Genomic DNA, 25,917 nt, shown 5'->3' on the forward strand with positions numbered 1-25,917 from the left:
AGCCTCCTCAAAACGGCGGTTCGTCGGGGTTGACGCCGCGGCGGGCAGCGCGGCGGAGCTTGACGTTGGAGACGCGGCGGCTGACGTTCTGCCACCACCACACCTGCCAACGGGGCGGATCACACGAGCGGCAGCCGTGGTCGTTGCAGGCGTAGCAATCCGGCTCCAGCTTCGGTGGTGGCCGGTCGTCGTCCCAGTCCTCGAACCATTCGTCGTCGACGTCGTCTCGCCAGTCCTCAGCCACGGTCGGCCTCCTCCGGCTGGTGCTCGACGACCTGGCCGTGAGCGTGGTTGCGGAGGAAGTCCTGCACTGCCTCGTGATCGGTACGTTTGATGATGGCGTACGGCCATGGATCGCACTGCCAGCATTCGAGGACGATCTGGTTGAGGTCTTCCTCGTCTTCCCGAGTTGTCACGTGGTCGGGCACGGTCCAGCCGAGCAGCGTGCGCGGGGCTGAACTCCCAGTCTGGGGCGAACTGGGAGTTCGCTGGGAGTTCGGTTCCTCGCGGACCGGCTCGCGGTCGAGGAGGGCGAGCGCACTCCAGTCGGCGAGCCACGCACGTTCCATATCGGCCGGTGCGTTTGCGGACTCCAGACCTTCGGCTGCTTCCTGGATCAGGCGCGCGGCACGCTGCAGCAACTTGCGCAGTACCTTGACGTCGCCGAGCTTGACGGCGTCGGCGCACGGGCGTTCGTCGCCTCCCCTGTACAGGTGATGCGTCGGGCACCACCAGAAGTTCGGCACGCGCGGGGTGTCGGCGTCGGTCATTGGGCTTGCACCTCGGTTTCCTTGCGTGCGGCATCGAAGCTCGCCTCGTCGAACAGGGTTGGTGCCGGGGTTCGGTTGGACCACAGCACTTCGGTGCGTCCCTGCCGGGTGCCGCCTTGCCCGGTCATGGTGTCGATACGGGTCACGTGCCAACCTGCGTACAGCTCTTCGTAGAGCGGCGAGTCGTAGCCGGACAGCACGACCGCGGCTTTGCAGGCGCGGAGTACAGCGGCGAGGTCGCGGTGCTCGACCTCGGTTTTCATCTCGTGCCGGTAGCCGCCGGAGTACCGGGTGCTGCCGAGGTACGGCGGGTCGACGTAGAGCATGACGTTCGGGCTCTGGCCGTAACGGGCGATCAGCTCCAGCGCAGGCTGACACTCGAGCGAAACACCGGCCAGGCGTGCCGCCGCCGGGGCCATCCGGTCGACGTATCCGGCAAGGTATCCGGGCATGGACGCGCTCGAACCGGCCGGGTCGACGTAGTGACGCCACCCGGTGCGCAGCAGTGTCCCAGTACGGGACTGGGACAGCCGCACCCACACGCGGCGAGCACGTTCCACTTCGTCGGGGACCTCGAGGCCTGCCGCGTAGGCCTCGAGGAACTCGGCGCGCGCGTGCGGAGTGAGCGCACAGACTCTTGCCAGCTCCTCAGGCTGCTCGCGCAGCACCCTCCAGAACGTCATCAGGTCGCCGTCGATGTCGTTGACGGTTTCCATCCGACTCCGCGGCTTGGCCAGCAACACGGCGAGGGATCCGCCGAAAGGCTCGACGTAGTGCTCGTGCGCCGGGAACGCGGCCGCGATCTGCTCAGCCAGCCGCGTCTTCCCGCCGAAGTAAGCAAACGGCGGCTTCACCGGTCGGCCTCTGCGTCCGGCTTCGTCTCGCCGGCCGGTTCCTCGTGGTCTTCGCTGATGCGGTAGGAGTCGGCGACGGAGTCCCAGGGCGACGGGGCCTCGCGGTATTCGATGCGGGCGAGGAGACCAGCCGCGGCGAGCGCCCGGGCGATGCCGGAAGCGTCGGTGTCCGCCAGGTGATCCCATGCCTCCTTGGTGACGCCGAGCCCGGTTACGTCGCCGATGACCCGCGCGACCTCGTCGAGCGGATCCACCTCCCGCGCCGGTTCCTCGCGGTCCGTGACGGGCGCGGGGGACGCAACAGCATCGGCGATCTCGTCGAGGAGGTCGACCGCGACGGTCGTCGAGTCCCAGCGAGCCAGCACCGCGCGCACCTGGTCGAGCTTCGCTCGGGCCTCGTCACGCTCGATGGTGCGTTCGCGCAACGTGTTGTGCGCCTGAGTGAGCTGATCTTCAGACTCGTCACGCCCGCGCAGGGCCCGGAGCGCGCGGTCGTTGGCCTCGCCGATCATCCGGTTCATCTCCGACAGCTGCGCCTCCGCAGCCTCGGCGCAGGCGCGCTCGGCTTTGAGTTCGCGCTCCACCTCACCAGCCCGCACGATGATCCGCGCCATGGCACCGAGGGAACCTGAGTCGATCGAGGTTTCCCGCTTCACGCCGCTCGTGATGTCGGCGGCGGCCTTCTGCGCCAGCGTCTCAACCGACCACGAATGGTGGTCGTCGTTGTAGAGCGGGCCGAGGTGCAGCTGTACCGCGTCGCACTGGCGCTGCGTTTCGCGGTGGAGCCACTCGCGCGACTCGTCTAGCGCTTTCCGCCCCTTCCACGCCCGGTTGTACGTCTTCGCTGCTTCCCACCACGACGCGGCACGCTGCCGGACGTCGCTTTCGGCCTCCCAGTCCTGCCGTTGGGTTTCGAGCAGCGGGTGGTCGTAGGGAAGCTCGCTCCCTGCGTCGAGCCCGTTGGTGTAGCCGTGCGAATAGGCACGGCGCTCGTCGTAGGTCGCTTCGTCCGGCGAGTACCTGGCGGTGTGCCGACCCTCGTCTCGGCGTGCCGTTTCCGCGCCCGCATTAGGCCGCTCGCTGGCGGAAAGGTCCGGTCCGACCAAACCCATGCCACGCAGCAGTTGCCGCAGCTCACTGCCCAGCTCGATCGAGGCAGCGTTGAATCCGTCGGTCAGGGCCCGGACGATTTCGCCGAAGCTAGCCGTTCCGCCGGGCTGGCTCGGCCGCTCGCTGGCGTTCTCGGGTTGTTCAGGCATCCGGGTCTCCTTCGGGGTTTCGGGGCTCCTGGCGGAGCTGGTCGGCATCGAGCAGCGCGCGGCGGCGGTTGTCGCGCGACAGCTGCGGGCGGCAGATCAGGCACGGGCGCAGCGGCGGATCGGCGTCGCGGTCGAGGAACCCGTTGTCGCACTGGTGCTCGCCGGGCTCGATCGGCTCGCCGGTGCGGTCGAGGTTGCTCACGACGCCTCCAGGGCTCGTCGGCAAAGCGGGCAGGTGGGTTCTCCGGTGGCGGGGTCGGTGTGCGCGGACAGGCCGTGCAGACAGCGCACGCGCGCGGTGGTGGGTTGCGTTCCCAAACCGGTTTCGGACGGGTCCACTTCGGACGGTGAGTTCGCTTGATCGTTGAGACGGCCCGCTTGCGGGTCGTCTCGTCGCAAGGGGGTCCGGGGGGCAGCGTGGCCCCCGGTGACGGTTCCTGGTGGTTCCTGAGGGTTAACTGATGGTTCGGGTGGCGTTCCGTGCCGGACGCCGGGATTCTGCGTGCCGGACGCCGGGACGCAGAGTGCCGGACGCCGGGATTCTGCGTCCCGGACAACGCACTCTGCGTCCCGGACATCCGTAGCTTGTCCAGCACTCTCCGTCCCGGACAACCGCTCGTGTCCGGGATTCTCCGTGCCGGACAAGGGATCGTGTCCGGCATTCCGCGTCCCGGACACAGCGGCGGCCGCCGACCGCGCACGACGCGCCGCACGCGCCGCCGTCTGCCGCCGCTTCGCCTCCTCCGCCTCGGCCTCCAGGAACACCCAATCCGTATTCGGACGCGTCACCGACAAATGCAGCTTCCACCGCGTGCACCCGTTGCGCGCCACGCCGTCCCGCTGGACCAGGCCAGCCTCTTCCAACCGCCGCAGGGCGCGCTGGATCGTCCGCTCGTCCAGCCCGGTCGCGTAACGGATGTGCAGCACCGAAGGGAAACTGTTCCGGCCGTCCACCGCGGCGTGCTCGGCCAGCTCGATCAGCACCAGACGCGCGGTGCTGTCGGTCTTGCCCTTCTCGGTCACGGGCATCGGGGCATCGTGGAGCGCCCAGCTCACGGCTTCGTGGCTCACCATGGCCCCCTTTCGTTCTCGTGCAGGCGGTGCGCGGCCCCGGCCGTATCGGGAACGACCGGGACCGCGGGATCAGGAACCGAGGTCGTCGAACGCTTTCTCCATCTCCAGCGGGAGTTCCACCCGCCCGGTGCGGCGCTCGTACGCTCGGCGCAGCAGCCGGCGCAGCTCTTTCGCGTCGGCGGTGTGGCCTTCGAACCCTTCGATCGCGCGGATCCGCGCGGTGGGCACGACGTCGCCGCTCTCGACTTTCGTGGTGATCTTCGTGCAGTCGACCAGCGCGACGATGACATGCGCGCTCTCGGGATTGTCGACCAGCGCGGCCGCGATCCGCGCGATGCCGTTGCGGTCGTCGGCGGGCAGGCTGCCGCTGAGGGTGACGCTCATCTGATCTGTCCTTCCCGGACGGTGGCGACGGGGCGGGGGTCATCGTGTGCGGACACCGAATCGACGGCGGGCACGGTTGCCTCCAGGGGTAGCGGGATCTGGTTGGGGTCGGCCGGGTGGTGGTCGACGGTCCGTACGGCGGCCGGAAGCGTGGCGCCGCCGCGGGGTTTCGGTGCGGGCGGACCGAACTCGCGCCGGAAGCACACCGGCCCGTACCGGCGCTGCTTGCTCGCCTCGTCGCGCAGCGGGCGACGGCATCTCCTGCACGCGGGCGCGGTCATGACGCCCCCGGCAGGTCGAACAGCACCAGCTGCGGCGGCGCGGCCCCGGCGGTCAGCGGGCCGTCGTGGGCGAGCAGTACCGGCCAGTGCCGGAGAGGGCTCACCCCGCCGCCTCGGAGGAACCAGTGCAGGCCGCCGGGGCTCCGCCCGTACACGGCACCGGACGCTCCGCGCACCTGCCGCACCTCGTTGTTCGGCGGCTCCGGGTCGCCCGTGCGGAACACGCGGCCGGTCACGCGACCGCCGCCGGGCGCAGCCGCTGACGCGGGTTCGCGCGCCACAGCAGCAGTTCCGCGGTCGGCTGGTCGGCCGGGACCATCGCGGCGAGCAGCACGACCATCGCGCGGGCGCCGGTCAGTGGGTCGCCGTAGGCCATCTCCGCGTCGGCGAGCATCGCGTCGACCATCAGCGAGTCGTCCCGGCGCACCGCGCGCACGAGCTTTCCCGCGGACTCGACGAGGGTGTCGAGGTTGCGATCGCCGGTGAGGGCACTCATTTCGGCACCCGCTTCCGCCGGTTGCGGGACGTCGCGACCCACTCGAAGTCCTGATCGATCAGGCCGAGCTGTCGCAGGAACATCACGGCCTCGGCCTGGTCGCGCGACTCCAGCTTCACCCGCCGCACGCACGCGTCGATCTCTTCCTGGCTGCCCTTCTCGATCGGGCCGTCCAGGTACTGGCGGCCCTGCTCGGTCGGGGTCCTCAACTCGCCGCTCACTCGGCACCGACCGGGTCCAGGGCCGGGAGACCGACCACGTTGTGGCGCAGGTACTCCTCGACCTCCCCGGCCAGCACGCTGCCGACGAGTTCGGCGCGGCGCATCCGCTCCCCGTCGCTGGTGACCCACACGTGCAGCACGTGCCCGGACATCAACCGGCCCTGCGCGTGCAGCAAACCCGAGGACCGGGCGTAGCTGGCCGACGCCACGATCTGCAGCCCGTCGAGATGCGCCACCCACGCCAGGAACCCGTCGAGGTCGTGGTCCCGCAACGTCAGGTTCGTCTGCTCCGCGGAGACGTCGAACTGCTTGAACGCCTCGCCGATCCGCCACCGCTTGGCGTGCTCGACGACGTGCTGCAGCATGTCGAGACTCGTGATCATGCCGCGTCCTTTCTCTGGTGGTAGTCACCGGCGTTGTCGAGGCACACCGCGCCCCATTGCCAGTGCAGGAACGGGATCTCGTCCGGTGTCCGGAGATCCCAGGAGTGGATGAGCCAGCCGTCGTCGTAGTACTGGGTGCGGGTGTTGGTGACCCGGCCGTGGCAACCGGCGACACCGTCCCCGCAGAGGGCGACGATGTTCGCCGGAGACCACGGACCGAACTTCCGGGTGAGCCGGTGGTGCATCGACTGCACCGGCCGCTCCCCGCAGATCTCGCACACCCCGCCGCTGCGGGCCGCGACGATCTCCCGGCACTCCCGCTCGGACATCACCCGGTCGCACAGCTGGCACGCCAGCACCGGGCGGCCGCCGCGGCGCTCGGTGACCCACGCGTGCAAGCACGCCGGCGAGTTCATTTCCTCCCCCGCTGCATCGTCTGCTTCGGCCGGAGATGAACGGCGAACCCTTTCAGCGCCTCGACGTCGGCGGCGGTGATGTCGCCCCCGCCGTTCCACTGCGCGAACTCGTCCTGCAGCTGCGAGAAGTCGTCGCCCTCGCCGATCCAGCCGCGGTTCTTCGCCTCGGCCCAGATCGAGTCCTTCAACTCCCGCTCGGTGCGCTCCCGGGACTGCATCGCCCGCTCGACCTGCGCGGCGTCCTGGTCGTCGTTCGCCGGGGCCACGCCGGTGACCGCGCACAGCGCGTACCGGCGGGCGTAGGTGATCGCGGAGCCGATCTCCTGCGGGCGCGACGCAGCTGGCAGCGGATAGGTGCCTTCCAGCATCTCTCCCGAGACGTGCCGCAGCTGGTACCGCATAACGAACTTGCCGTCCTCGACCGTGGGGCGGGTGGTCCAGGCTAGGCCGACCTTCGACAGCAGCGGCAGCACGGCGGCCGAGATGTCCGCTAGGTCGGCGTAGTTGTAGGTGTAGCTGCCCTTGTCGGACTTGACCGTGGCTTTCTGGTCTTTGCCGATCGACGGGAGCGCGGCCTGCAGCTCGGTCAGCGCCCGGGTGAGTTCGCTCTGCTCGGCCATCACGCGACCTCCCGCACGAGAGGTTCGCCGATCAGCTTCCGCAGCTTGTCCGACTGGACGTTGGCGAGGTAGTTCGCCTTGGCGGTCAGGAACTTCTCGAACACGGCGGGCCCGGCGTCGACCGGCACCAGGTCGTAGGTGTCGGGCTGGATGTGCAGGATCAGCACCCGGTCCAGCTCCGGCATCGGCTGCTCGACGCCGTCGACCACGATCACCTCGGCGCCCCGGTAGGCCGCGCACTGCAGCGCGTACTCGCCGTAGACGCCCTTCGAGGTCTTGTAGTCCACCAAGCACACCCCGAGATCCGGGATGTCCTGGATGGAGTCGAGCCGCCCGGCGTACCAGTGGGTGCGGGACGCGACGATCGCTTCCTCGTGCAGCGAGGTCGGGTTCCAGTCCTCGATGTACTGCGCATAGCCGCGCACGTACGGCATCAGCTCGTCGGGGACCTCGATCTCCTCGCCCGCGATGTACCGCTCGGCCAGCGCGTGCACGGCGGTGCCGCGCACCGCGGCCGTGTCCCGCTTCTCGTTCGGAACGTCGGCGAGCATCTTCAACGCCGGGCCGTACCCGAAGCTCTCGATGCTCTCCGCGAGGGTCGAGATGTTGTCCAGCGCGTGCGCGGCAACGGTTTTCGCGGCCCACCGCGTGAGCACCCCGTCCTTCGGGATGCCCTTCAACGCGGTGGTCACGCTGGTCGCCCACCGGCCGTCGATCTTGTACCGGTGCGACGACTCGAAGAACTGGACGCTCACGCCGACATCTCCGCGAGCTTGGGCAGCAGCTCCTGCAGCTTCGCGGCGGACAGCGTGATCGGGCTGTCCTTGGCGAGCGGCTTCTGCAGCAGCGCACCGAGCGCGTAGGCGTGCGCCGTGCTGATCGTCTCGGAGATGCTGACCGCGCTGCCGCCGAGCACGAACGTGGTCTTCGCCTCGCCGCTGCCACCGTAGAACGAGAGACCGACAGTCACGTCGGCACCGAAGGCATGCGCCCACTGCGACAGCTTCTCGACGCCATCCCAAGGCTTCCACGACGTGCCGAGGAACAGGGACACCTCGTCGTTGAGGGCCATGAGGCCGCGCAGCTTCGGCAGGTGGTCGAAGGCGGGAAGTTCCTTCGCAACAGCGATCGCGCGGGCCGCGAAGGTCGTTTCGTTGATGCTCACAGGGTTCCTCCGATCGTTCCGGTGCCGCGCTGCGCGACGAACCGGGTGTAGATGCCGCCCATCTCCTGCCAGGTGGCCGCGTTCGCGGCGGTGCGGGCGTCGGCGAACTCCGCCGACGGGACGCAGCCGTCGACGTCCGCGCGCGCCGCCGGAGCCACGTACACCAGCACGGCGAGCGTGATCACTAGCAGCGCGCTGGCGGCGCAGCGCTTCACTGTCCGCTCCCCGGCTCGACCCACCTGCCGTCCAGGACGCTTCGCAGACCCCGCACGATCTCGGCCAGCTCCGGGTTCCCGGACCGCGCCGCCGCCTCGCCGTAGTAGCCGACCAGGCACGCGACTCGACCGCGGATGGCGTTGTTCTCCTTGCGCAAGGCGTCGATCGTGTCGAACAGCTCCTCGGTCGCCGCGCTCATCGCTTGCACCCGGCCAAACCGGCCACCGCAGCCACCACGGTGACGGCGACGATCCCGCCGAACCCCGCCAGCTCACAAGCCCGCCGCACACAAGAACCAGCCCCGCCGCACTCGCCCGGCGGCCGGTCGCCGACCACACGGATGCGCGCGGCCATCACACCCACACCCCGCCCCGCAGCAACTCCGGCGGCACGCACACCCGCACGGGCGCCCTATCCTGTGTTCCGATCATGGGAGATCACTCCTCCTGTGGTCGAGCCCGTTCCGGAGCCCGGCACGGCACCGGAACGGGTCCTGATTTCTTGCCGGGCCCAGACACCGGCTGCTTGGATGCCGCCATGGACATCGCGTCTCTTGTTGTCGCGGCCGCCGCGCTGCTCGTGTCGACCGGTTCGCTGTGGTATGCGCGCGGTCAGAAAAAGGCCGCGGATCGGTCGGCGGAAGCCTCGGAACGGTCAGCAGGATCGGCTGAACGTTCCGAGAGAACGGCAGTGGTCTCGGCCACCGCGGCGGCCGAAACGGTCAGCATCGAGCGAGACCGCCGCGCCGACGAGAAAGCTGAAGCGATGCGCAACCGCGTCCGCTGGGAGCTGAATCAAGCAAGCAAACATCGGTACGTGTTGAGGAACGCGGAACCGAGTCGGCATTCGGCGTCAGGATCGACGCGGGGACCGTGGAAGTTCGCAACTGGTCCGTGGGCAACGAGTTCCCCGACCGCCACACTACGGAATTCCTGCTCGTCCACCGTCCCGGCGACACCGCCGGCTCCGTGGACATCATCTGGCACCACCAGCCTGATCTGAGCGACGAACCTCAGCGGCAGAACTATCCGGTCTAGTCCGGGCATCGACCGCCGACGCCCGCGCGAGGGCCGCATCAGCGCGCTTGCGCGCCTTGCCCGTGCCGACGGCGTAGCAGAAAGCGCCGCAGGCGGACGCGACGCTCACCCCCAGATAGACCCAGGTGATGACCGTCCTCCACGGATCGCCCAGCACCAGCCCCGCGACGAAACTGCCCGCGAACGCCGCGCCGAAGACCCACGCGACCGCCCGTTCCCTTGACGTCACCGTCATTCCTCCCCTCACGCGGCCGGGCGGCGCGTCTTGGCCAGCCGGGCCTTGATCAGCTCGATGCCGCGCGCGGTCACCCGCAGCGTGTAGTGCGAACACGTCCCGAAGACGTGCTCGACGACGTGTTCCTTCGCGACGAAGTGGTGCGCGTACTGCGCGTAGAAGTCGTAGGAGACGACGCCGCACACAGCGTGCTTCGAGTAGATCAACCCCTCGTTCACCAGGAACCGGCGCAGCTCGCCCTCCCGCATCCCCAGCAGCTTCGCCACCTCACGCACCAAACGCGTGCTGCCGTCCGCGACCAGGAACGTGTCCGCCAGATCCGCTTTCGGCTCCAGCTCCGCAACACGCTGCTCCGCGGCCTCCAGCTCCCGCGTCTGCTTCGCCGCCAGCTCCAACGCCTCCGCATAAGACCGCGGGATCTCGAACCGCTGCGCACGGGTATCGACCACCCCCGTCTCCCGCAGCTGCCGCAGAATCGCCTTCACCCGCGACTTCAACGCCTTCGCCGACGGCAACGTCGAACGGAAGATCAGTTCCCAGATCCCGTCCTCGAAGATGACGGCGACCCGCTGGCGACCGCCAGGGGTTTCGGTCTCGGCGAAACCCTTTTCGTCGGCGTCCAAGCTGTCGAGCGCGTTCTTGGTCTGCCGGTAGCCCATCGCCTTCGCGAACGGACCAGCCACCACATACGCCCGGCCGTCCTCAGCCAGCCCAAAATGCTCGACCACCAAACCGTCACCAGCAGCCGTGAAGATGTCCAACTCAGACACCGCGATCTCCTTGGAGGCGGCAAGCAGGTTCGCGTCCGGGCGCGGCATTTTCGCTGGCTGCCTGCCGGGCAAGCGCGGTACGAATAATGCGTGCGGCGCGGGCGAGTGTTGCCACATCATGAATCGCGAGGTCTCGGTCAGGCTTTCCGTCTGGCTGGCAGAGTTCATCCCGCTGCCGAGTCATGCGACAGCCTGATTCTCATCCAAAAGCGCATCTACATCGATTCCGAGCGCTTCGACGATTGCTTTTAAGTCTCTAGGGTTCGGGCGACGCTCGTCGCGTTCGAACCGTGAAATCTGGCTCCGGTCAATGGGCCGCCCTAACGCGGCACATCGGTTGGCGAGGTCCTGTTGGTACATCCCCTGGCGCTGCCGCTGGGCGCGAAGCAGGCGACCGCTAAACGGCAAATCGAGAGTTTGCATGCGTGGCATGGAGTGAACTTTACGACACAAAGCAACACATAGCAACACCAAACTGAGCATGCGCTGTGAAGTGTTCACTCCTGCAGTCACGTGAGGAGCTGCGTGTGTTGTAACGTGTTGCTATGTGTCAACTAGGGGGGCAGTGATGGACGACTTCCATGCCCAGCTGATCGAGGACCTCGGCAACAAGCGCATGGACCGCTACCTGAAGTGGACGCACGTCGCGCGCGAACTGAACATCACTCCTCAACACCTCCTTCGGATTCGGCAAGGGAAGGTGCCAATCACCGAAGACGTAGCTGCGCGTTTCGACGTATTCCTTGAGCGGCCGCGCGGAGACACATGGAACCGCCTTCAGCGCGTGTCGCGCTCGAACGCGGACGACTCCGAGGCCGGCGAGCCTAACCCGGCCACGACGCCGAGCGGTGACACGAAGATGAGGCTATTTCTCATCGTGGCGAAGGATCCGCCGCAGGAATGGCCGGCCGACATGAGGTCGCAGGTAGCGGGGATGTCAGTATCGGACATTACCGAGGTAGGCCGTTCGCTCGGTCGGCAGTTTGGGTCCGAGATGGAGCTTCAGTTTCTGCTGGCGGCACTGAACGTGAAGAAGCAGGCCGTGGCGGCGCGTGAGCAAGATGCGGCGGATGTGGCCGAAAACGGCGCACCTGACCGACGTTAGATGCCCCATGCATGGGTGATGTTGTGGAGGTTCGCTCAGATCGCACGTACAGTGACGAGAGGGACACTCGGAGTCCGTAGCGCTCCTGAGGACTGCGCGCGGGTGCTTCGAAGGACATGGGGGACGAATGAGTCGGCCGGGCAGCGTGGCGGGGTTGATAGCGCCGCTTCGCGTTCGCGAATTCCGGACGCTGTGGGCGGCCGAGGTTTTGTCTCAACTCGGGGACCAGGTTGCGCGAATAGCGTTGTCGTTGCTGGTTTTCACTCAGACGGGCAGCGCCGTACTCACCGGTCTTACCTACGCCTTGACCTATGCTCCGGCCCTGGTCGGCGGCCTATTGCTGTCTGGCCTCGCCGACCGGTACCCCAGGCGTGCGGTGTTGATCACAACCGATCTTGTCCGCGCTGCGCTGGCCGCCACGATGGCGATCCCGAATGTCGCTCTGCCAGTGTTGTGGGCATGCGTCGCCCTTCTCAGCGTGGCCAGTGGCCCGTTCAAGGCGGCGCAGAGTGCCTTGCTCCCCGCGGTCCTGGGGGATCGGCTGTACCCGGCCGGAATCGCTGTCCGCCAAGCGACAGTGCAGACGGCGCAGTTGGTTGGGTTCGCAGGCGGAGGCGTGCTACTGGGTTTCGTTGGGCCTAGTATCGCCATGGTAATCAATGCGGCTACGTTCTTGACGAGCGCCGTGCTTGTGGTGGTTGGCGTTAAGTCGCGCCCGACGCCAACCGCTTCTCCTGTTTCGCCGAATAGCGGCCGGACGGCCAGCAGGTTATCCGGGATGACATGGCTCTATTTTCTCGTGGTGCTCCTTGGATTCTCGGTGATACCTGAAGGGCTCGCCGCTCCATTCGGTCATCAAATTGGTTCAGGTGCGCTTGGAGTCGGGCTCCTGATGGCTGCGGACCCCGTAGGTAGTGTGGTCGGGGCGTGGATTTCGACTCGATTCGCCCGGCCCGCGACAATGCTCACAGCGTCATGGTTCGCGGCAGCCGGAGCATTCGCCCTCATATTCCTGTGGCCTGCGCCGCGCCTCCCGGTCGCACTCCTGATCGTCAGCATTTCCGGTATGCTGGCGACCGTTTGCCTTGTCCAGCTCCAGGCCATCGTGGTGCAGACTGTGCCAGATTTCCAGCTCGGCCGTGCATCTGGACGCATGTCCGCGCTGATGTCCTGCGCACAGGGCGGAGCCGTGGCTCTCGGGGGAGTCGCAGCTGCGGGGATCGGGCCAGCCCGCGCTATAGCTGCCACGTCGGCGATCGCAGGCGCGCTCGCGATTGCGGCAGGCTGCGCGTGGAAACTGGCGCGCTCCCGCCGTGGCGAGAGCGCGCCTCGTCCACAGCGTCACCACTCACGACCGCGCACCGGACGCACCTCCTCCGGAGAACCCGATTCCAACCGCGACCAGGCTACAGGGAGTGCTGAGGTGCACGACACCGTATCAGCGCGTGGATTACGCTCCGCAATCGCCCGATGGCGATTCTGGGAACTGTCCGCACGGGCCCGTGCTTTCATAGTCGCCGTCGATGTCGCCGCGGTCGCCGCAACTGCGGCGACCGCCATCAACACACACATTTCGCACGAGGCGCTGACCAACGCGGCCATGCTGACCGGTCTTGGTCTGTGCGTCGCGGAGGTCGGCCGACGCGCCGAAACCACACGTCGGATGCTCGCAGGTGCACCGCACTTCAACATGGCATCTGTCTGGATCTTCGCCGTCACCCTGGCCACAACACCCGTTCTGGGCAGCGTCTGCGCCGTCCTCCTCTACGGTCACCTCTGGCTGCGGACCACACGATCAGTGTCCGGGGCGGCCCTGTATCGCACCACATTCAACGGCGCAGTGATGATCCTCTCCACCCTGGCCGCCGCTGTGGTCCTTTCCGAGCCTCCCGGCGCGCTCCTGGCCCTGACGAGGCCGCTTGACGCCCTGGAGCTGCTGCTCGCAGTCCTCGCGTTCTGGGGCGTCAGCCTTGTGCTGGTCGCCATCGCGATCGTCATCGACACCGGCCGCGCGCCGCTGCGTGACCTGGTCGCGAATTGGACCGACAACTTGCAGGAAATCGCGACGCTGGTGCTGGGGGTCATGACGGCCGGATTTACCCTCCGGCTGCCGTTAGCGCTCGTCGCGATTCCCATCATGGTCTATTTCGTTCACCGCAGCAGCGTGCTGCGGCAAATAGAAGAAGCGACCGCGCTCGATCCCGATACCGGCTTGCTTACCCTGCCAAGCTGGCACCGGGCGGCCACCCGAGCGCTCGCCAACGCCGAACGCCACGCCGGGGCAACAGCCATCGTGACAGTCGATATCGATTGCGGAACGAACGAGGCCGGGGACGTCCTGATGCTCGCGGTGGCCGATGCGGTGAGGAGCGAGGTGCGAGCACCCGACCTGGTGACCCGGCTCGGCGGAAACGAGTTCGTCATGCTGTTGCCCGAAACGAAGACCGACGACGCAGCACGCGTCGGTGACCGAGTCGCAGACGCAGTCCGGGACATCTCGGAAAACCTCGAGGTCTGCGTGGGAGTCGCTGGCTCCTCCGACGAGGGCCACAGCCTTGACGACCTGCTCATTGCCGCCGAACGCAACCGCGCAGGGCAACAAGCCATCGCCGCGCTCCAACGCGAACTCCGCAACTACAACTGACCGCGCGTCCTGTCAGAACCGAGCCAACTGCCGTGGGCGGTCGGGTCGCATTGCCGCCTGCTCAGAGATGGCTTGGGAGGGCTTGCTCTTTCGGACGTATTCGAAAGGCAACGCCAGCATCAGCCGGTGGGGGGGTGCGCTAGCGCCGCCGCCACTCGATATCGACGCGACGATCGTCGAAAACCTTACTGCCCCTCAAGATCGCGCGATACAAGACGACGCGCTCGACGAACATCCGGACAAACCCCCGCCGTTCGTCGAGCGTCATCTTTGGCCACGCTTCGCGTGTAAGCGCGATGTTGGGCAGGGCCGCGCGCGGAGCGGGCAGCGCGGCAAGGTCACTCATGAGGTTTCGCTTCTGAGCATCGAGCGCTGTACGTGCCTCCCGCCATTCGCTCATCGTCAGCGCACCGGGCGTCGCCCACTCGGCGGCCAGCTCAAGGCGCGCACTGTCAAGATCGGACAGTGCTCGCGTCAGCTGGTCCCGCTGCTCCGCGTGATCGTCGCCGCCGAGATTCCTGAGAAAATCCGTACTGTCCAACTTCTCCCATAGTTGATCGAGTACGTACTCATCGACGCCCGCCATGACCGCGGCAACACATCCTCTGCCGCCCTTGACATTGTGGCAGAAGAAGTAAGGCTTCGGCTCGCGCGGCGGCTTGCCCGGCACCGGCTTGACCGTCTTCATGGACCCAATCAGAGGTGCGTTGCAAACGCCGCAGACAATCAGGCCTCCTGTCAACAAATACTTACGGCCGGTGGAGCCGGTCAGGCACGCTTCGCTCACCTCGTAGGGGCCGCGGGCACCCGCCACTCGGCGGGGCCGCGACAGCTTCGCGCATACTGTGCGCCACGTTGGCACGTCGAGGATTTCTTTCCAGTTGCCCTGGCCGACAACCTCGCCCCGGTAGACACGCAACCCGGCAATCGCCGGTGTCGTGAGGAAGGCCTTCACGGTCGCCCCCGTGATCGTGCCGCCCCGCGCACTGCCTACGTTCCGAGTGCGCATGTCGAGCGCGATGCTCTTCATCGACCATCCGGCAAGCACACGCTCGGCCGCCTGTCGAATCTCGGCCGCCTGCTCGGGCACGATCTCGAATGTTTTGCCCTCGCGCCGGTAGCCGAAGGGCAGCGCTGCCGGCGCGTTGCCGCGGGCCGCGTTCGTCGCGAGCTTGTCGTTCACCCGCTGGCGCAGCTTGCGAACCTCCCGGGCGTTGAACACAGCGCGGATGTCCGCGACCTCGGAATCGACGTGCACAATCCCCTCACGGCGCGTGTGAAGTTCGGTTATGCCGCCTGAGACCAGCTCCTGCGCCAGCTGAAACCAGCGAACAGGGTTGCGCTCAAGCCGCCCCTGCTCGGCACACCAGATCTGCGCGACCTCGCGTCGCCCTACTGCGGCTCGCAGCCTGTCGTACTCCGGTCGGATCACGTCTTCTTTCTCGCCGCTGAACCCGTCCTCTGCGAAAACGACGATCGGCACGCCCGGCCAGACTCGGGCGCAGTACTCGCGCCCTTGCATGTCTTGATCCTCGATCGAGTCGGGGCTCGAAATGGATATGCGCAGGTAGAGGGCGATATACGGGGTCACGTGACGAGTCTGCCTTAGAGTGCGGCTTGACGACAAGCGCCCTTGCGCGTGCCGACCAATACTCGAACTCCAGGCATGCTTTCTCCCTGACAACGGCCCTGTGACCTGGTCTAACCTAACCTCGCCAGCCGCGCGCCGCCTCTCCATTCTTGCGCTCCCGCCGACGCCAGCGGCGGCAGCGCGACGAGCACCGGAGGCGACCACGAGGGCGCGACCTCCAACCGGACGTCCTGGCGCAGCGGCTCCGGCCCGGCCCGGATCCGCACCGGCCGGGCGGCCGAGCCGACCGCCTGCACACTCGGCGCGAGCTGCGCGCGCGGACCGGCGGCCGAGGGCAGCGCGCAGGCCAGCAGCCGGTAAGTGCCCGGGGGCACGCCGACGAGCGCGTACTCCAGGTCCGGCCCGAGCAGGGAACCGCTCACGGGGACGCCGCGCGCCGACGTCGCGGCGAACAGCCCGACGTACACCGCCGGATCCCTGCCGAGCGCGGCGACCGCGGCCGGGCTCAGCAGCGCGCGCCCGGTGACCGCCCCGCCCGCGCAGTCCGGTCCCGCCACCCGCACCGGTTCCGGCGGATGCTCGGCGAGCAGGCTCGGCAGCAGCCGGAACCGGTGCGGGCTCACGCCGACCGCCGCGGTGAACCGCGTGGTGAACGTGCCCGGCGCGGAGAACCCGACCTCGTGGCAGATGTCGACCACTTTCTCGCCGGTGTCCAGCAGCAACTCCTTGGCGAGCTGGAAGCGTTGTGCGGCAAGGAATTTCCCCGGAGGCAGGCCGATCTCCCGCTCGAACGCGCGCGCCAGGTGGAACGGGCTGTACCGGACGTGGTCGGCCACGTCCTCGAGCGTGAGCTGCCGGGTGCGTCCGGCGGCCAGGAACCTCGCCGCCTCGAGCACGGCGTCCCGCATGTGCACACCTCCTCGGATGTGCCGCCATGGTAAATCGGGGGACCGACAATTCCCGGGCGTCGGCCGCGCGCGGGCGGTGGACGAGACGAGCGCGGATCCGGAATCGAGGAAGGTCCGGGCGTCAACGGTTACCAGATCGACGGCCACATCGGACCGCGGGCACAGGACAGCACGTACCGTGAGGACGGGGAGCGGGCCAGGAAATCAGCTGCCGCCGTTTCGCGGCCGCCGGCAGCGGTGACGGTTCCGTTGAGGCGCAAGATTTCTCCGCCGCTGGGCAGCAGGATCGCGAACGAACTGGCTTGGTCGCGTTGCTCCAGCCTGATCGCTCGGCAAACCCGGCGTGCAGGTCACTTCGCTGCGGCGCGGTTCGCGTTGTAGCGCGCTTTCTTCTGCCGGTTGCCGCACGTGTTCATGTCGCACCACCTGCGTGTTCGGCTCTGGCTGGTGTCGAAGAACGCGGCCTGGCAGGTCGGCGAGGCACACAGGGCCAGCTTTCCGTCGCGTTCGCCCGAGATGATGCTGATCGCGTCGGCGGCGATCACTCCGAGGGCGTCTTCCACCGCGGTAGCCGGGCTGAGCTGCCAGCGCCGCTTGCCGTCCGGGGTCAGGACCGCCGCGGCCCGGCCCTGCGCGCTGCAGGCATTGATGATTTCGACCGCAGGAGCGGGCAGAGGCTCGTGGAGCGCGGCCGCGGTCGCGGCGGCGTGGATCGATTCCCGGAGTTCCCGGGCGAGTTCGAGCTGCTCGGTGGTGCAGGACTCCACGGCGAGACCGCTCACCGCCAGCCAATCGGCGAGCCGCTGCGGGGTCGGAATGCGCTCGACGGCATCGCCGCAACGCTCGGTCCGCGTCGCCGTGAAGCTCGTCGCGAGCACGGTGCCGAGGCGGAAGTCAGGGAACCCAGCAGGCATGGAACCAGCTTAGCCGGTTGCGCTCAGGCGCGGGCGACTGATAGAACCGGCTAAGCCGGTTCCACGCAAGCTAGGAGGACTCATGACCGCTCTGACCAGCGAAATAGAGGCATTCGAAGCCCGCGCGACGGACGCTGACCTCGACGATCTGCGGGCGCGGCTGGCCGCGGCGAGGCTTCCGGAGGCCGAGACGGTGCACGGCTCGCGCCGATGGGACCAGGGCGTTCCGCTCGCCGATCTGGTGGATCTCGTCACCTACTGGCGTACCGAATACGACTGGCGCGCGTTTGAGGAGCGCCTGGACCGGATCGGGCAGTACCGGACGGTGATCGACGGCCTGGGCATCCACTTCCTGCACCGCCGGTCCCCGCGCGCGGACGCCACGCCGTTGATCATGACGCACGGCTGGCCGGGCAGCGTCGCGGAATTCATCGATATCGTGGACGACCTGGCGGAACCGGCCGACCCGAGCGCCCCGGCGTTTCATGTCGTGGCCCCGTCCTTGCCGGGTTTCGGGTACAGCGACAAACCGGCCACCACGGGGTGGGGAACGGAAAAGATCGCCGCCGCGTGGGTGGAACTGATGGGCCGGTTGGGATATCACGAGTTCTTGGCGCACGGCGGCGACTGGGGCGGCAACATCACCACGGTTCTCGCCGGCCGCTTCCCGGAGCGGGTTCTCGGTGTCCATACGCTGTTCGCGGAGGGCCCGCCCGGGCTGTCGACCGACGGGCTGACCGCGGAAGAGCGCCGGTGGACCGAGGAAACCCGGCATTTCTGGCGGCATCGCTCGGCGTACGCGAAGCAGCAGGCGACGAGGCCGCAGACCATCGGGTACTCGCTCGTCGACTCGCCGGTCGGGCTGCTGGCTTGGCTCGTGGACAAATTCGCGGAATGGTCGGATACCGAGGACAGTCCATTTGAGACAATTTCGCGCGACCGCGTTCTGGACGACGTCACGTTGTACTGGCTGACGCGCTCCGGTGCGTCGGCGGCCCGGATTTACTACGAGAGCCACAATTCGCTGGATCCGGAGCTGCGCGTGGACGTTCCGGCGGCGGTCACCATGTACCCCCGCGATACCGAGAAAACCCCTCGTCCCTGGGCGCAGGAGCGGTTCCGGCAGATCGTCCGGTGGCGGGAACCCGCACGGGGCGGGCATTTCCCGTCGCTGGAGGTGCCGGAGTACTTCGTCCGGGATCTGCGGGAGGGGCTCGCCGCGGTATTGCGGGGGTGACCGGCTATCCGGCGCTGAAGATCGGCGCGAAGAACGCGGTCAGTTCGGCGGTGGCGGTGAGGGGGAGGACGTTCGCGACGTACTGGTCGGGCCGGACCACCACCACCGCGCCGTCGGGCGAGATTCCGCGGGCGGCGAAGATGTCGTCCGCCGGGTCGGCCGCATAAACCTTCTCGTAGTCGATCAGCGAGAAGGGGCCGGTGCGGGGCAGGAAGATCTCCGGGACCTCGCCGAGATCGACCTCCTCGTACGGTTGCGGGTAGATCACCTTGACGTCGAACCAGGCGTCGACGTCCAAGTCCTTGGGCGTGTGCGCCACTACCGGGGAGTCCGGGGACTTCCCCAGCCAATCGGCGAACTCGGCCACCTGGGCGGCGGGGCCGAAAACGTAGACGCGCCAACGGCCGTCGGCCTGGGCATGGTGTCCTAAGTGGACCAGGTTGGCGTCGCAGACCCGCATGACGGGAGCGGATTTGAAGCGTTTGCCGATCGGGAATCCGGTTGCCAGGTCCTGGTGTTCCGGCGCGGCGATGAGGACCGAGGGCTGGTAACAGGTCATGAATCCGGACGGGAACTCGAAGGTCTTCACGTAGAACTCTTCCAGTTCCGCCGGATCGGCCAGGTCTTCCGGCCGGGCCGCCATCAGGGCCGACCATTCCTTGTCGAAGTCGATGAGGTTCTTCGCGATCAGCTGGCGTTCCGCGGAATAGGTGGCCAGCAGCGGGGCGGGACCGCGGCCGTCGAGGACGTGGCCGAGTTTCCAGCCGATGTTGAAGCCGTCCTGCATCGAGACGTTCATGCCCTGTCCGGCTTTCGCGCTGTGCGTATGGCAGGCGTCGCCGGTGATGAAGACGCGCGGCAGCCGGTCTTCCCCGACAGGGACGTCGTCGAATTTGTCGGTAAGGCGATGGCCGACCTCGTACACGCTGTGCCAGGCCACGTTCTTGACGTCCACAGTGTACGGACGCATGATCGCGTTGGCGCGCGCGATGATCTGGTCGATCGTGGTCTTCCGGACGGCTCCGCGGTCGTCCTCGGACACCTCGCCCAGATCGACGTACATCCGGAACAACGAGCCGCCCTCGCGGGGAATCAGCAGGATATTGCCGCCGTCGTGGGACTGGATGGCGCATTTCGTGCGGATGTCCGGGAAATCGGTGACGGCGAGGACGTCCATCACGCCCCACGCGTGCAACGCCTGATCGCCGACGAGCTTCCGCCCGATCGCCTCGCGCACCGCGCTGCGGGCGCCGTCGCAGCCGACCACGTATTTGGCGCGGACCACCCGGTCCTCGCCGGTGCGCGGGCCGGCGGTGTGCCGCAGTGTGACGGTCACCGGGTATTCGTCGCCTTCGGCGATGGCCAGCGACTGGAATTCCAGGCCGAAATCGGGCTTCATCCGGCTCGGCGAATGGGCCATGTACTCGGCGAAATAGTCCTGCACGCGGGCCTGGTTCACGATGAGGTGCGGGAATTCGCTGATCCCGGTCGGGTCGTCGGGGACGCGCGACGAGCGGACGATGCGCTTCGGGTCGGCGGGATCGGGCTTCCAGAAGGACATCGTGGTGATCCGGTACGCCTCCTCGACGATCCGGTTCGCGAACCCGAAGGCCTGGAACGTTTCGACGCTGCGCGCCTGGATCCCGTCCGCCTGCCCGACTTCGAGCCGTCCGCCTCGGCGTTCGACGATGCGCGTGACGACGTTCGGGTACCGGGACAGCTGCGCGGCGGTGATCATGCCCGCGGGACCGGTGCCCACGATCAGCACGTCGACCTCGTCCGGCAGTTCCGCGGGCCGGTCGATCCCGGTTCCGGCGGCGGGGAGGACGCGCGGTTCGCCGGAAACGTAGCCGTGGTGGTGGAACTGCATGGATTTCCTCACCTCGCTGTGAGCGCCAAAGGGGACCGTGTTCGATAATAGAACTCGTTGTTCAATTATTGAGTACATCGATGCTAAGGTGGGCCGCTCCGGTGCACAAGACCCCGCGGGGAAGGACCGAGTCGTGACGGAAGCCAAGCAAGCGGCCGGGTCGCAGACGTTGTCGCGCGGGCTCACCGCGCTGGAAGTGCTCGCCGACGCCGACACTCCGCTGTCGATCGGCGAGCTGGCGGCACGGCTCGGGCTGCATCGGTCGATCACTTACCGCATCGTGCGCACGCTCGAGGACCACGGACTGGTCGTGCGCGGCGCGAACGGCGAACTGGAGCTGGGCGCACGGCTGGCGGCGTTGGCGCGCAACGTTTCCCGCGATCTTCAGTCGACCGCGCTGCCCGAACTGACTGTGCTCGCCAACGAACTCGGTATGACCGCGTTCCTCGCGACGCTCGACGGCGAGGATTCCGTCGTCACGCTGGCCAGCGTCGAGCCGCGGCAGGCGAAGGCGGCGGTGGCGCAGCGGCCGGGCACCCGGCATCCGATCACCGCGGGCGCCCCGGGGCGCGCGATCCTGCAGCAGTTGCGCGGGGAGAAAGCGCCGTACGAAACCAGCCACGACGAGGTGATCCCCGGGCTGTCGTCGATCGCGGTGCCGCTCGCGGTGCCCGGGCAGCATCCGGCCGCGCTCGCGGTGGTGTATTTGACCGGTCCGGCTGATATCTCTGCGATCGGGGCCCGGCTGGCGCGGGCGGCGGAGGCGATCCGGGCCGAACTGCATCCGTAGTAGACGCGGTGGACAGCGGCCGGGCGCGGGAAGCACGATGGCGTCCGTGGTACAGACGACGCGCTTCGCCCGCTTCCCGCTCGGACACTTCCCGACCCCGCTCGAACCGCTGGACCGGCTCACCGCGCGGCTGCGCGAACGGCACCGGGACGTACCGGACCTCTGGATCAAACGCGACGACTGCACCGGTTTGGCGACCGGCGGCAACAAGACGCGCAAGCTGGAATTCCTCGTCGGCGACGCGCTCGCGCAGGGTGCGGACACGCTGATCACCCAGGGCGCGACGCAGTCCAACCACGCCCGGCAGACCGCCGCGGCCGCCGCACGCGCCGGGCTCGGCTGCAAACTGCTGCTCGAACAACGCCAGGTGCGCGACGAGGAGTACGAGAACTCCGGCAACGTGTTCCTCGACGAACTGCTCGGCGCGGAGATCGTGGACCGAGTACCGGCCGGAACCGACATGTCAGCGGCGATGGAGGACGTGGCGGCCAAGCTGCGCGCGGAGGGACGGCGGCCGTACGTGATCCCGGGCGGCGGGTCGAATCCTATCGGCGCGCTCGGGTACGTCCAGTGCGCGCTGGAGCTGGACGCGGCACCGGTCCCGGTCGACTGGGTCGTGCACGCGACCGGCAGCACCGGCACCCAGGCCGGGCTCGTGGCCGGATTGCGGGCGGTGCACAGTCCGGCGCGGGTGCTCGGCGTCAGCGTGCGGCAGCCGGAAGCACGGCAGATCGACGCGGTGCACGGCCTGGCCGCCCGGACGGCGGAGTTGCTCGGCGCCGAGGTTTCCCGCGACGACGTGCTGGTGGACGACCGCTGGGTCGGCGAGGGCTACGGCGTGCCGACTCAGTCCATGGTGGACGCGGTGCGGCTGCTCGCCGAGACCGAAGGAATCCTGCTGGACCCGGTGTACTCGGGGAAGGGGTTCGCGGGCCTGCTCGGCGGGATCGAGGAAGGCCGGTTCGCCGCGACCGACCGCGTGGTGTTCGTGCACACCGGCGGTGCGGCGGGGCTGTTCGGCTACCGGTCGACGTTCCAGTGATCGCGGGCGTCCTCGGCGGCATGGGTCCCGCGGCGACCGCGGAGTTCTACGCGAAGCTCGTCGCGCGCACGGCCGCGGACCGCGACCAGGACCACCTGCGGGTGGCGATCTGGGCGGACCCGACGGTGCCGGACCGGGTCGCCGCGGTCCTCGGCGGAAGCACCGACCCGTACCCGGCTTTGCTTGCCGGGGCGGAAAAACTGCGCGATCTCGGCGCGTCCGTGATCGCGATCCCGTGCCATACCGCGCATTTCTTCCTGGACCGGCTGGCCGCCGACAGCGGGGTGCCGTTCGTCGACATGGTCGCGGAGACCGCGGAATTCCTCGCCGGACGGACGGGTCCGGTGGGGCTGCTCGGCACTCGCGGCACGATCGCCGCCGGGCTGTACCAGCGGCGAGTGCCCGCGGTCGAGTGGGTGGTGCCGTCCGAAGCGGGGCAGCGGGAAGTCGATGCCGCGGTCGCGGCGGTGAAGCGCGGCGAACTGGCGGACGGAGCGGCGCATTTCGACCGGGCGCTGGCCGACGTCGACACGCCGCTGTCGGTGCTGGCGTGCACGGAACTTCCGTTGGTGGCGGGGAAGTCCGCCGGAGTGCTCGACCCGACGGACCTGCTCGCCGACGCGGTGATCCGCCGCTGCGGCGGAAAACCGGTCGACGCGCGGGCGTCCGCCTGACAGAGTCCGGCCATGACCGATCTGCTGACCGCCGCGGACGTGCAGCTCATGCAGGATCTCGCGCAGCGGATCACCGCCGTGCGCCCGGAACTGGTCAACAGCGACGCGTCCTACGGCGAACTGGCCTGGAACTGGGGCAAAGCACACACTGCGCAAGGGGCGAGCTGGGTCCGCCGGCTGTGGTTCGCCGGGGACGGCCTCGTCGCGTGGGGCTGGGCGCAGCTGCCCCGGAGCGTGCGGCGCAGCGACGGCTCGGTCCAAGACATCACCGGCGCATATCTGGCATATCAGGTGCATCCCGACCATGCCGGACTGGTCGACGAGGTGATCGACTGGTTCGACGCGACCGCGGACGGTCTCGAACGCACCGTGCTGCCCGGCACGGCGGACAAATTCGGCCTGGAACGCTGGGCGGCGCACGGCTACCGGCCCGATCCGGACGGCCTCGGCGACACCGGATCCTGGACCCAGCTGAACGAACGCGCGCTCGACGTGCTCGAAAACCCGGTGCTGCCGGACGGATTCCGCTTCCGCACCGCAGCCGAAGCCGGACCGGAAGCGGCCGTCCAGGCGCATCTCGACGCCTGGGGCGTCATCGCGTACTCGCTGGAGAGCTACGAGGGCGTCCGCGCCACCCCGGCGTACCGCGGCGACCTGCACCTTCTGGTCGAAGCACCGGACGGGACGATGGCGGCGTCCACGATCATGTGGCTCGACGAGGTGAACCGGACCGTCGAGTTCGAGCCGGTCGGGACCCACCCGGAGTACCGGCGGCTCGGGCTGGGCCGGGCGATGCTGCTGCACGGGATGGACCGCGCGCGGGCGGCGGGGGCCACCCATGCGACGGTCGCTTGTCTTGGTGCGCCTGGGCATCCGGCGGCGCGGGGGTTGTACTACAGCGTCGGGTTCCGGGAGATTTCCCGGGATATGCCGCTGCTCAAGCCTGCCTGAACAGCGGCGCCTCGAAGCGCGCCAACCGGGTACTAGGTTCACCATCGGGCCGGGCACAGGCTTCATGGCACCGTCCTCCCACGGTGGCTTAGCGTCATGCCATGACGATTCCAGCCGCGCTGAAACGCGCGGTCCTCCGAGCGCGGCGGGACACCGGCTTCCTCGCCGCTGGGGTGCTGCCGCACCTGGCGCTGGTGCCTGTCTGGGCGTGGGCAGCGGCGACGGCCGCCAGGACGGGAAACTGGCTCCTCGCGGTTTCCGTGTCGGCGGTACTGGTCCTGCTCGGCACCCCGGTGCTGACGGCCGTTCAGCGGGCTCGCTATCGGGTGCTCCTCGGGGTCGACTTCCCCCGGCTCGCCCCCGCCACGCCGGAACGATGGACGTGGGCCTCGATCGCCCAGTGGCTCGCGGCGACCCGGCCTTGGCGCAAGATCGGCTACCACCTCGTGCTGGGCCCGCTGCTCGCGCTGCTGGAACTGCTGGTGCTCGCGGCGGCTGCGGCGGGCTTGGCGGGCGTCACCGCGTACGCCTGGGCATGGGCGCTGCCGACCGGAATCCGCCAGGCCTGGTTCGGCTACGCGACCCAGCTACCCGCGTACACCGCGGCCGGATTCCTCCTCCTGTGCGCTCTGCCCTGGACCGCGCGGGCAGCCGCCCGAGCCGAGGCGCGGCTGGCGTCGGGCCTGCTCGGGCCCAGCCGGGCGCAGCGGCTCCAGGAGCGGGTCGACGAGCTGGCCGTGAGCCGGACCGGATTGATCGAGGCCGTCGATGCGGAGCGCCGCCGGATCGAGCGCGACCTGCACGACGGCACCCAGCAGCGCCTGGTGTCCCTCGCGGTCAACCTGGGCCTGGCGCTCGCCACCCGCCCGGACCTGCCGGACGAGGCCCGCGAGGTCATCGAGAAAGCGCATTCGGAAGCGAAGGAAGCGATCGCCGAACTCGACGACCTGGTGCGGGGGCTGCATCCGGCCGTGCTCGAAGACCGAGGTCTCGACGCGGCGTTGTCCGGGCTGGCCGCCCGCACGCCCTTGCCGGTGCGGCTGCGGGTCGATCTGGCGGAAAGGCTGGCGCCCAACGTGGAGTCCGTCGCGTACTTCGTGATCTCCGAGGCGCTGACCAATGCGACGAAGCACGCCAACGCGACGCGTGCGGAGGTGCTGGTCCGTCAGGTCGGCGAGGTGCTGCGCGTGCGCGTCGCCGACGACGGGCTGGGCGGTGCCGACGCCGCTGGCACGGGGTTGACCGGGCTGGCCAAGCGGGTCGGCTCGCTCGACGGGGCGTTCCGGGTCAGCAGCCCCGTCGGCGGCCCCACCACTGTCGCCGCGGAGCTGCCGTGCGCGCGGTGATCGCCGAGGATTCGGTGCTGTTGCGGGTCGGACTGGCCAAGGTCCTGGAGACCGGCGGGTTCCAGGTCGTCGCGGAAGCCGGCGACGCCGAGGGGCTGCTGGCGGCAGTGGCCGAGCACCGGCCCGACCTCGCCCTGATCGACGTCCGGATGCCGCCCGGCTTCGCCGACGAGGGGGTGCGGGCGGCGATGGAGATCCGCCGGCGCTGGCCGGGGACGCCGGTGGTGCTGCTTTCGCAGTACGTGGAGGAGCGGTACGCGGCCGACTTGCTGTCCGCGAACACCAGCGGCGTGGGCTACCTGCTCAAACAGCGGGTCGCCGACGTCGCCGACTTCGTGGCGGCGGTCCGGCGGGTGGCGGACGGGGGAACGGCCCTGGACCCGCAGGTCGTCGCCCAGCTGCTGCTGCGCCGCGACAGCGACCCTCTCGCGCGGCTGACTCCCCGCGAACGGGACGTGCTGGGCCTGATGGCCGAAGGGCGCTCGAATGCGGGCATCGCGCAGGCGCTGGTGGTCAGCGAGAGCGCCGTGGCGAAGCACATCAACAACATCTTCGCCAAGCTCGACCTGCCCGTGGCCGACGCGGACCACCGCCGAGTCCTGGCTGTGCTGCGGTTCCTCGGAGCGTCCCGGGCCTGACCTTCCCGTGGGGCGCGCTGGCCCCT

General features: G+C 68.6%; 34 protein-coding genes. 9 read left to right on the plus strand and 25 right to left on the minus strand.

Annotation, left to right across the window (positions count from 1 at the left end; all coding sequences use genetic code 11):
- Positions 1-7 precede the first annotated feature (7 nt).
- The 21 genes from CU254_RS14780 to CU254_RS14870 form a co-directional block, all read right to left on the minus strand.
- Positions 8-244: a hypothetical protein gene (locus tag CU254_RS14780; protein ID WP_009076963.1), complete on the minus strand. Its 237-nt coding sequence runs from the start codon at positions 242-244 to the stop codon at positions 8-10.
- Complete coding sequence (locus CU254_RS14785; RefSeq protein ID WP_009076964.1) at positions 237-770, minus strand: hypothetical protein; 534 nt, start codon at positions 768-770, stop codon at positions 237-239. Before CU254_RS14785 ends, CU254_RS14780 begins: the two co-directional genes overlap by 8 nt.
- Positions 767-1,624, minus strand: coding sequence for a DNA adenine methylase (locus tag CU254_RS14790; RefSeq protein WP_009076966.1), 858 nt, complete (start codon positions 1,622-1,624; stop codon positions 767-769). Before CU254_RS14790 ends, CU254_RS14785 begins: the two co-directional genes overlap by 4 nt.
- Positions 1,621-2,883 (minus strand): hypothetical protein, encoded by a 1,263-nt coding sequence (locus CU254_RS14795; RefSeq protein ID WP_037713678.1) that lies wholly within the window; start codon positions 2,881-2,883, stop codon positions 1,621-1,623. Before CU254_RS14795 ends, CU254_RS14790 begins: the two co-directional genes overlap by 4 nt.
- Positions 2,876-3,085: a hypothetical protein gene (locus CU254_RS14800; RefSeq protein ID WP_009076969.1), complete on the minus strand. Its 210-nt coding sequence runs from the start codon at positions 3,083-3,085 to the stop codon at positions 2,876-2,878. The genes CU254_RS14795 and CU254_RS14800 overlap by 8 nt, the downstream gene beginning before the upstream one ends.
- The gene (locus CU254_RS14805) at positions 3,082-3,912 is read right to left on the minus strand and encodes a helix-turn-helix domain-containing protein (RefSeq protein ID WP_158688031.1); all 831 of its coding nucleotides are present in this window, start codon (positions 3,910-3,912) and stop codon (positions 3,082-3,084) included. The genes CU254_RS14800 and CU254_RS14805 overlap by 4 nt, the downstream gene beginning before the upstream one ends.
- Positions 3,913-4,026: 114 nt before the next feature.
- A complete protein-coding gene (locus tag CU254_RS14810) occupies positions 4,027-4,341 on the minus strand; it encodes a hypothetical protein (protein ID WP_009076973.1) in 315 nt (104 codons plus the stop codon).
- Positions 4,338-4,622 (minus strand): DUF6011 domain-containing protein, encoded by a 285-nt coding sequence (locus CU254_RS44925; protein WP_009076975.1) that lies wholly within the window; start codon positions 4,620-4,622, stop codon positions 4,338-4,340. The genes CU254_RS14810 and CU254_RS44925 overlap by 4 nt, the downstream gene beginning before the upstream one ends.
- Positions 4,619-4,858, minus strand: coding sequence for a hypothetical protein (locus CU254_RS14815; RefSeq protein ID WP_037713679.1), 240 nt, complete (start codon positions 4,856-4,858; stop codon positions 4,619-4,621). Before CU254_RS14815 ends, CU254_RS44925 begins: the two co-directional genes overlap by 4 nt.
- Entirely contained in the window at positions 4,855-5,118 is a 264-nt protein-coding gene (locus CU254_RS14820; RefSeq protein ID WP_037713681.1) for a hypothetical protein, read from the minus strand. Before CU254_RS14820 ends, CU254_RS14815 begins: the two co-directional genes overlap by 4 nt.
- Positions 5,115-5,327: a hypothetical protein gene (locus CU254_RS14825; protein ID WP_158688032.1), complete on the minus strand. Its 213-nt coding sequence runs from the start codon at positions 5,325-5,327 to the stop codon at positions 5,115-5,117. Before CU254_RS14825 ends, CU254_RS14820 begins: the two co-directional genes overlap by 4 nt.
- A gap of 8 nt (positions 5,328-5,335) precedes the next feature.
- Positions 5,336-5,722 (minus strand): hypothetical protein, encoded by a 387-nt coding sequence (locus CU254_RS14830; RefSeq protein ID WP_009076981.1) that lies wholly within the window; start codon positions 5,720-5,722, stop codon positions 5,336-5,338.
- Positions 5,719-6,138 (minus strand): hypothetical protein, encoded by a 420-nt coding sequence (locus tag CU254_RS43640; RefSeq protein ID WP_050788182.1) that lies wholly within the window; start codon positions 6,136-6,138, stop codon positions 5,719-5,721. Before CU254_RS43640 ends, CU254_RS14830 begins: the two co-directional genes overlap by 4 nt.
- Complete coding sequence (locus CU254_RS14840; RefSeq protein ID WP_009076984.1) at positions 6,135-6,758, minus strand: ERF family protein; 624 nt, start codon at positions 6,756-6,758, stop codon at positions 6,135-6,137. Before CU254_RS14840 ends, CU254_RS43640 begins: the two co-directional genes overlap by 4 nt.
- On the minus strand, positions 6,758-7,513 hold the full coding sequence (locus tag CU254_RS14845) for a hypothetical protein (protein ID WP_050788183.1): 756 nt from the start codon (positions 7,511-7,513) through the stop codon (positions 6,758-6,760). Before CU254_RS14845 ends, CU254_RS14840 begins: the two co-directional genes overlap by 1 nt.
- A complete protein-coding gene (locus tag CU254_RS14850) occupies positions 7,510-7,923 on the minus strand; it encodes a hypothetical protein (protein WP_050788184.1) in 414 nt (137 codons plus the stop codon). The genes CU254_RS14845 and CU254_RS14850 overlap by 4 nt, the downstream gene beginning before the upstream one ends.
- Positions 7,920-8,138, minus strand: a complete 219-nt coding sequence (locus tag CU254_RS14855) for a hypothetical protein (RefSeq protein WP_037713688.1) — start codon at positions 8,136-8,138, stop codon at positions 7,920-7,922. The genes CU254_RS14850 and CU254_RS14855 overlap by 4 nt, the downstream gene beginning before the upstream one ends.
- On the minus strand, positions 8,135-8,338 hold the full coding sequence (locus tag CU254_RS14860) for a hypothetical protein (RefSeq protein WP_037713690.1): 204 nt from the start codon (positions 8,336-8,338) through the stop codon (positions 8,135-8,137). Before CU254_RS14860 ends, CU254_RS14855 begins: the two co-directional genes overlap by 4 nt.
- A 776-nt stretch (positions 8,339-9,114) precedes the next feature.
- Positions 9,115-9,411: a hypothetical protein gene (locus CU254_RS43035; RefSeq protein WP_158688033.1), complete on the minus strand. Its 297-nt coding sequence runs from the start codon at positions 9,409-9,411 to the stop codon at positions 9,115-9,117.
- Positions 9,412-9,419: 8 nt separating this feature from the next.
- On the minus strand, positions 9,420-10,181 hold the full coding sequence (locus CU254_RS14865; RefSeq protein ID WP_199785909.1) for a phage antirepressor KilAC domain-containing protein: 762 nt from the start codon (positions 10,179-10,181) through the stop codon (positions 9,420-9,422).
- A gap of 180 nt (positions 10,182-10,361) precedes the next feature.
- Positions 10,362-10,613 (minus strand): helix-turn-helix domain-containing protein, encoded by a 252-nt coding sequence (locus CU254_RS14870; RefSeq protein WP_158688034.1) that lies wholly within the window; start codon positions 10,611-10,613, stop codon positions 10,362-10,364.
- Between the two features lie 136 nt (positions 10,614-10,749).
- On the opposite strand from CU254_RS14870, the gene CU254_RS14875 reads away from it, so the two are divergent.
- Together CU254_RS14875 and CU254_RS14880 are read left to right on the plus strand one after the other, a co-directional pair.
- On the plus strand, positions 10,750-11,286 hold the full coding sequence (locus CU254_RS14875; protein WP_009077004.1) for a hypothetical protein: 537 nt from the start codon (positions 10,750-10,752) through the stop codon (positions 11,284-11,286).
- A gap of 127 nt (positions 11,287-11,413) precedes the next feature.
- Entirely contained in the window at positions 11,414-13,930 is a 2,517-nt protein-coding gene (locus CU254_RS14880) for an MFS transporter (RefSeq protein WP_009077007.1), read from the plus strand.
- Positions 13,931-14,069: 139 nt separating this feature from the next.
- On the opposite strand, the gene CU254_RS14885 is transcribed toward CU254_RS14880, so the two are convergent.
- The 3 genes from CU254_RS14885 to CU254_RS14895 form a co-directional block, all read right to left on the minus strand.
- Complete coding sequence (locus tag CU254_RS14885) at positions 14,070-15,521, minus strand: recombinase family protein (protein WP_050788187.1); 1,452 nt, start codon at positions 15,519-15,521, stop codon at positions 14,070-14,072.
- Positions 15,522-15,631: 110 nt separating this feature from the next.
- Positions 15,632-16,429: a helix-turn-helix transcriptional regulator gene (locus CU254_RS14890; RefSeq protein WP_037713695.1), complete on the minus strand. Its 798-nt coding sequence runs from the start codon at positions 16,427-16,429 to the stop codon at positions 15,632-15,634.
- Between the two features lie 350 nt (positions 16,430-16,779).
- The gene (locus tag CU254_RS14895; RefSeq protein ID WP_009077013.1) at positions 16,780-17,343 is read right to left on the minus strand and encodes an ABATE domain-containing protein; all 564 of its coding nucleotides are present in this window, start codon (positions 17,341-17,343) and stop codon (positions 16,780-16,782) included.
- Positions 17,344-17,425: 82 nt separating this feature from the next.
- On the opposite strand from CU254_RS14895, the gene CU254_RS14900 reads away from it, so the two are divergent.
- Positions 17,426-18,580, plus strand: a complete 1,155-nt coding sequence (locus CU254_RS14900) for an epoxide hydrolase family protein (RefSeq protein WP_009077015.1) — start codon at positions 17,426-17,428, stop codon at positions 18,578-18,580.
- Between the two features lie 4 nt (positions 18,581-18,584).
- Here CU254_RS14900 and CU254_RS14905 read toward each other — a convergent pair whose 3' ends face one another.
- Entirely contained in the window at positions 18,585-20,450 is a 1,866-nt protein-coding gene (locus CU254_RS14905; RefSeq protein ID WP_009077017.1) for an FAD-binding monooxygenase, read from the minus strand.
- A gap of 133 nt (positions 20,451-20,583) precedes the next feature.
- Here CU254_RS14905 and CU254_RS14910 point away from each other — a divergent pair, with 133 nt between their 5' ends.
- The 6 genes from CU254_RS14910 (at position 20,584) to CU254_RS14935 (ending at position 25,891) form a co-directional block, all read left to right on the plus strand.
- A complete protein-coding gene (locus CU254_RS14910; RefSeq protein WP_050788188.1) occupies positions 20,584-21,240 on the plus strand; it encodes an IclR family transcriptional regulator in 657 nt (218 codons plus the stop codon).
- A 37-nt stretch (positions 21,241-21,277) separates the two neighbouring features.
- Positions 21,278-22,282 (plus strand): D-cysteine desulfhydrase, encoded by a 1,005-nt coding sequence (locus tag CU254_RS14915; RefSeq protein ID WP_009077019.1) that lies wholly within the window; start codon positions 21,278-21,280, stop codon positions 22,280-22,282.
- On the plus strand, positions 22,279-22,956 hold the full coding sequence (locus CU254_RS14920; RefSeq protein WP_009077022.1) for an aspartate/glutamate racemase family protein: 678 nt from the start codon (positions 22,279-22,281) through the stop codon (positions 22,954-22,956). The genes CU254_RS14915 and CU254_RS14920 overlap by 4 nt, the downstream gene beginning before the upstream one ends.
- Positions 22,957-22,968: 12 nt before the next feature.
- On the plus strand, positions 22,969-23,907 hold the full coding sequence (locus CU254_RS14925; RefSeq protein WP_009077025.1) for a GNAT family N-acetyltransferase: 939 nt from the start codon (positions 22,969-22,971) through the stop codon (positions 23,905-23,907).
- A 101-nt stretch (positions 23,908-24,008) separates the two neighbouring features.
- On the plus strand, positions 24,009-25,253 hold the full coding sequence (locus tag CU254_RS14930) for a sensor histidine kinase (protein WP_009077027.1): 1,245 nt from the start codon (positions 24,009-24,011) through the stop codon (positions 25,251-25,253).
- Entirely contained in the window at positions 25,241-25,891 is a 651-nt protein-coding gene (locus tag CU254_RS14935) for a response regulator transcription factor (protein WP_009077029.1), read from the plus strand. Before CU254_RS14930 ends, CU254_RS14935 begins: the two co-directional genes overlap by 13 nt.
- The last annotated feature ends 26 nt before the right edge of the window (positions 25,892-25,917 follow it).

Source organism: Amycolatopsis sp. AA4 (assembly GCF_002796545.1).
Taxonomy (GTDB): Bacteria; Actinomycetota; Actinomycetes; order Mycobacteriales; family Pseudonocardiaceae; genus Amycolatopsis.

What these genes read in the sequence shown, in the direction of transcription:
- CU254_RS43640 (WP_050788182.1), bottom strand. Translation starts at nt 6,138, where the DNA reads ATGAACTCGCCGGCGTGCTTGCACGCGTGGGTCACCGAGCGCCGCGGC.
- CU254_RS14930 (WP_009077027.1), top strand. Translation starts at nt 24,009, where the DNA reads ATGACGATTCCAGCCGCGCTGAAACGCGCGGTCCTCCGAGCGCGGCGG.
- CU254_RS14820 (WP_037713681.1), bottom strand. Translation starts at nt 5,118, where the DNA reads ATGAGTGCCCTCACCGGCGATCGCAACCTCGACACCCTCGTCGAGTCC.
- CU254_RS14810 (WP_009076973.1), bottom strand. Translation starts at nt 4,341, where the DNA reads ATGAGCGTCACCCTCAGCGGCAGCCTGCCCGCCGACGACCGCAACGGC.
- CU254_RS14915 (WP_009077019.1), top strand. Translation starts at nt 21,278, where the DNA reads ATGGCGTCCGTGGTACAGACGACGCGCTTCGCCCGCTTCCCGCTCGGA.
- CU254_RS14895 (WP_009077013.1), bottom strand. Translation starts at nt 17,343, where the DNA reads ATGCCTGCTGGGTTCCCTGACTTCCGCCTCGGCACCGTGCTCGCGACG.
- CU254_RS14925 (WP_009077025.1), top strand. Translation starts at nt 22,969, where the DNA reads ATGACCGATCTGCTGACCGCCGCGGACGTGCAGCTCATGCAGGATCTC.
- CU254_RS14830 (WP_009076981.1), bottom strand. Translation starts at nt 5,722, where the DNA reads ATGATCACGAGTCTCGACATGCTGCAGCACGTCGTCGAGCACGCCAAG.
- CU254_RS14795 (WP_037713678.1), bottom strand. Translation starts at nt 2,883, where the DNA reads ATGCCTGAACAACCCGAGAACGCCAGCGAGCGGCCGAGCCAGCCCGGC.
- CU254_RS14870 (WP_158688034.1), bottom strand. Translation starts at nt 10,613, where the DNA reads ATGCCACGCATGCAAACTCTCGATTTGCCGTTTAGCGGTCGCCTGCTT.
- CU254_RS14805 (WP_158688031.1), bottom strand. Translation starts at nt 3,912, where the DNA reads ATGCCCGTGACCGAGAAGGGCAAGACCGACAGCACCGCGCGTCTGGTG.
- CU254_RS14840 (WP_009076984.1), bottom strand. Translation starts at nt 6,758, where the DNA reads ATGGCCGAGCAGAGCGAACTCACCCGGGCGCTGACCGAGCTGCAGGCC.
- CU254_RS14880 (WP_009077007.1), top strand. Translation starts at nt 11,414, where the DNA reads ATGAGTCGGCCGGGCAGCGTGGCGGGGTTGATAGCGCCGCTTCGCGTT.
- CU254_RS14875 (WP_009077004.1), top strand. Translation starts at nt 10,750, where the DNA reads ATGGACGACTTCCATGCCCAGCTGATCGAGGACCTCGGCAACAAGCGC.
- CU254_RS14860 (WP_037713690.1), bottom strand. Translation starts at nt 8,338, where the DNA reads ATGAGCGCGGCGACCGAGGAGCTGTTCGACACGATCGACGCCTTGCGC.
- CU254_RS14900 (WP_009077015.1), top strand. Translation starts at nt 17,426, where the DNA reads ATGACCGCTCTGACCAGCGAAATAGAGGCATTCGAAGCCCGCGCGACG.
- CU254_RS14890 (WP_037713695.1), bottom strand. Translation starts at nt 16,429, where the DNA reads ATGCGGGACGCCGTGCTCGAGGCGGCGAGGTTCCTGGCCGCCGGACGC.
- CU254_RS14785 (WP_009076964.1), bottom strand. Translation starts at nt 770, where the DNA reads ATGACCGACGCCGACACCCCGCGCGTGCCGAACTTCTGGTGGTGCCCG.
- CU254_RS14905 (WP_009077017.1), bottom strand. Translation starts at nt 20,450, where the DNA reads ATGCAGTTCCACCACCACGGCTACGTTTCCGGCGAACCGCGCGTCCTC.
- CU254_RS44925 (WP_009076975.1), bottom strand. Translation starts at nt 4,622, where the DNA reads ATGACCGCGCCCGCGTGCAGGAGATGCCGTCGCCCGCTGCGCGACGAG.
- CU254_RS43035 (WP_158688033.1), bottom strand. Translation starts at nt 9,411, where the DNA reads ATGACGGTGACGTCAAGGGAACGGGCGGTCGCGTGGGTCTTCGGCGCG.